Consider the following 2,844-nt stretch of genomic DNA (forward strand, 5'->3'; position numbering starts at 1 on the left):
GCTGGAGCGTAAGGATATGATTTCTTACGCTTTTCTCGTTCTGCTGGAGCAGCTCAAGCCGATCGAACGTGCTGTCTTTGTGCTGAGGGAAGCTTTTCAATACGATTATAAAGATATTGCAGAACTACTTGGGAAGACCGAAAGCAACTGTCGTCAGCTATTCAGTCGCTCTCGTCGTATTCTGTCTTCCGGGGAATCTGTCCTTGCCGCTCCGGCAAGCAATCCCCAAAATAATGCTGCCAGAATAAAGCTGCTGGAGCGTTTTACCTCGGCCTTTCTCGCCTACGACGTGACTGCTATGCTGGAACTGCTGGCTGAACAGCCCGCATTTGTGGCGGATGGTGGAGGCAACGTCCATACGGTGATGAGACCGATGGTGGTACGCAAAGGCGTTCTCGCCCTGTTAACCTCTCGTCGGGTGCTGACCGCATTGCGGGAGAGAGAACTTGTCTACACCGTTATCAATGGTGAGTTGCAACTGGCATTTCTGCAAGAAGGCAAAGTGAAAGAAGCCTTATGTATCAGACTGACACCGGACGGGGAGCATATTCAGGATTTTTATTTAATGATCAATCCAGATAAATTGGGACATATTCATGTAAGTCAAGACAGATGAACCCAACTATTCCACAAGGTCATCAGATTACTCTGATGGCCTTGTGGATTTTGCTTTGAAACGGGTAGATTCAAGCACAAATTTCTTTTACAATTGCCGAGCCTGATGTAGAGCCAGATCACCTACCCAAGGGAGTTTAAGCCATTTGCCTTGTCCCGCACGGATTAACAGGATGATCCACAAGGCAAGGCTTGCCAGTGTCAGCAGGGAAGCGAGTAAAGGACCCAGTAGCGGAATGAATCCGGCAAGCACATGACCGATCATGAGAGCTACAAACAAAAATATGGATTGCAGGGCGTGAAATAATACAAAGCGGCTTTTCTTCTCCAGCATGACAAAGGCCAGTGCGCCAAGGAAGGCAAACAGGTAGCACAGGACAGCTGCTATATTTTCATCCAATCCCGTGGAAGACTTATAGACTGACATATCAAAGTGATCCCCCTTTAGAAGTTTTCAAGCTCAGGCTCTGTACTATACAAACTATGAGGTCGGGAATGTAGGATATGCTAACCCTCGGCAGAAAAATTCAAACGCGATAAGCCGTACTCGAAAAATGAACATAAAAACGATAGAAACTTATAAGTTCGGTTCAGCTAAACTGTGTATGAAATATGAAAAGGCCGAACGAATGTGAATTCGCTCAGCCATTTACACAGTTATACACAAGTTTTGCACATGTTGTACGTAGTTTATCCACTATACCACCACGTTTATCCACAAAATAAACATGGTTTATACACAAATTGTGCACAAACTGTAGAGAATATGATGTTTACTCACATGTTGCGCACATTTTGTCCACAAACTATCAACAAGTTGGCCTTAATAGTGGATATTTTGTAGTATTTATCGGTCTCCACGTTGTAAACGACGGCGTGGGTGCGTGATTTTACCCTTTTTATTCTCATCATCCTCTTTGGGGATAAGTCGTTCATCAGTGCGCCCGTCATGATGATTATCAAAGGCGTATTCGGTCATTTTCCACTCGGAAGTACCTAAAACAACATCAGCGGGAAAATGCTGACCTCTGTGCAAATGCTGCTCATGTCCATCCTCATCCACATAAATCCCATCCACTTCTACCTTTTCGCCCGTTAGCGGGAGCAAATCCTTTCCTTTGTGTTCCATTGTATCCCCTCCGTCTGGCTTATTCTTCATTAAGTTGTCCGAATGGAGGGGCTTTTATCCACAAGCTGGTGCAAAATATCCTCGGCAATCCGGTCTGCGGGATGGGGCTTGCGAAGCAGCTCAATCGAATGCTTCATCTCCGCAGCGAGAGAAGGGCTGGAAATCAGCTCGATACAATGCTGGATGAGCTCCTGCGTCGTGCGAGCAATGCGTGCGGCTCCTTTTTGCTCCAAATACAGGGCGTTATTTAGCTCCTGACCGGGTACGGGCTTAAACACAAGAATGGGTAGACCGGATGCGATGCTTTCCGAGAGTGTGATGCCGCCGGGCTTCGTAATCACCATATGGCTTGCTCGCATGAGTGCGGGAACATAGTCCACGAATCCATAGGTGTATATATTGGGATGGCCCGCATACAGCGCATCCAGTTCTGCTTTCAATTGCTGGTTGCGCCCGCAGACGATCAATAGTCTTAGCTGTGGAAGCTGGCTTAATTGCCGACAGATGTCCAGTATGCCAGATAGTACACCATAGGCTCCTGCCATAATCAGCAGCGTTGTAGTCCCTGAGATGGGCTGCGGGATCGTATGCTGCTGATTGGCTGCTTCTTCCGTGGACATAGGATAAAAAGAAGCATGGATGGGGATACCCGTAGCGACAATGCGCTCAATAGGTATTCCCCGTTGTGCTGCCTCCTGCTGAATATCCTCTGTGGCTACATAGTAGCGGTCAATATCAGGATGTAGCCATCGTCCATGCAGGTCGAAATCTGTAACCACGTTGACAATCGGCAGCTTCATTCCCAATTTGCGGCGCAACACCGGGAGAGCCAGCTGCGGGAACGTATGTATGACGAGGTCGGGTTTTTCTTTGTCGAGTGTAAGCGCCAGTTGTCGCATTCCAAAGGAATGCAGCACGCTGCCAAAGGCTGATTTGGCCTGCATCCCTCGTGTGATGTTATAGACCCAGCCGTAAAGCTGAGGAATCGTTTTGAAGCTTTGCATATATACAAATTTGGTCAGATCATTCAACCAGGGATGGGATTCAGCCATCAAGTCGAGGAGTTGTACTTCACAGCGTCCGATTCTTCGCAAGCTATC

General features: G+C 47.5%; 4 protein-coding genes. 1 reads left to right on the forward strand and 3 read right to left on the reverse strand.

Annotated features, from left to right (window positions below):
• A partial coding sequence (locus WG8_RS01865; RefSeq protein ID WP_007428347.1) for a sigma factor-like helix-turn-helix DNA-binding protein occupies positions 1–616 on the forward strand: 616 nt, incomplete at its 5' end.
• Positions 617–703: 87 nt separating this feature from the next.
• Here the strand turns inward: WG8_RS01865 and WG8_RS01870 are convergent.
• From WG8_RS01870 to WG8_RS01880, 3 genes are all read right to left on the reverse strand, one after another.
• Positions 704–1,042 carry a DUF4870 domain-containing protein gene (locus WG8_RS01870; RefSeq protein WP_007428348.1) on the reverse strand — a complete coding sequence of 113 codons (339 nt, stop codon included), beginning with the start codon at positions 1,040–1,042 and terminating at the stop codon, positions 704–706.
• Positions 1,043–1,462: 420 nt separating this feature from the next.
• Positions 1,463–1,744 carry a hypothetical protein gene (locus WG8_RS01875; RefSeq protein WP_007428349.1) on the reverse strand — a complete coding sequence of 94 codons (282 nt, stop codon included), beginning with the start codon at positions 1,742–1,744 and terminating at the stop codon, positions 1,463–1,465.
• Between the two features lie 29 nt (positions 1,745–1,773).
• Positions 1,774–2,844 (reverse strand): MGDG synthase family glycosyltransferase (locus WG8_RS01880; RefSeq protein ID WP_007428350.1); only part of this gene is annotated, 1,071 nt, incomplete at its 5' end.

This window comes from Paenibacillus sp. Aloe-11 (assembly GCF_000245715.1).
GTDB classification, from domain to species: Bacteria; Bacillota; Bacilli; order Paenibacillales; family Paenibacillaceae; genus Paenibacillus; species Paenibacillus kribbensis.

Excerpts from the sequence above, each read along its gene's own strand:
- WG8_RS01870 (WP_007428348.1), bottom strand. The coding sequence starts at position 1,042 with ATGTCAGTCTATAAGTCTTCCACGGGATTGGATGAAAATATAGCAGCT.
- WG8_RS01875 (WP_007428349.1), bottom strand. The coding sequence starts at position 1,744 with ATGGAACACAAAGGAAAGGATTTGCTCCCGCTAACGGGCGAAAAGGTA.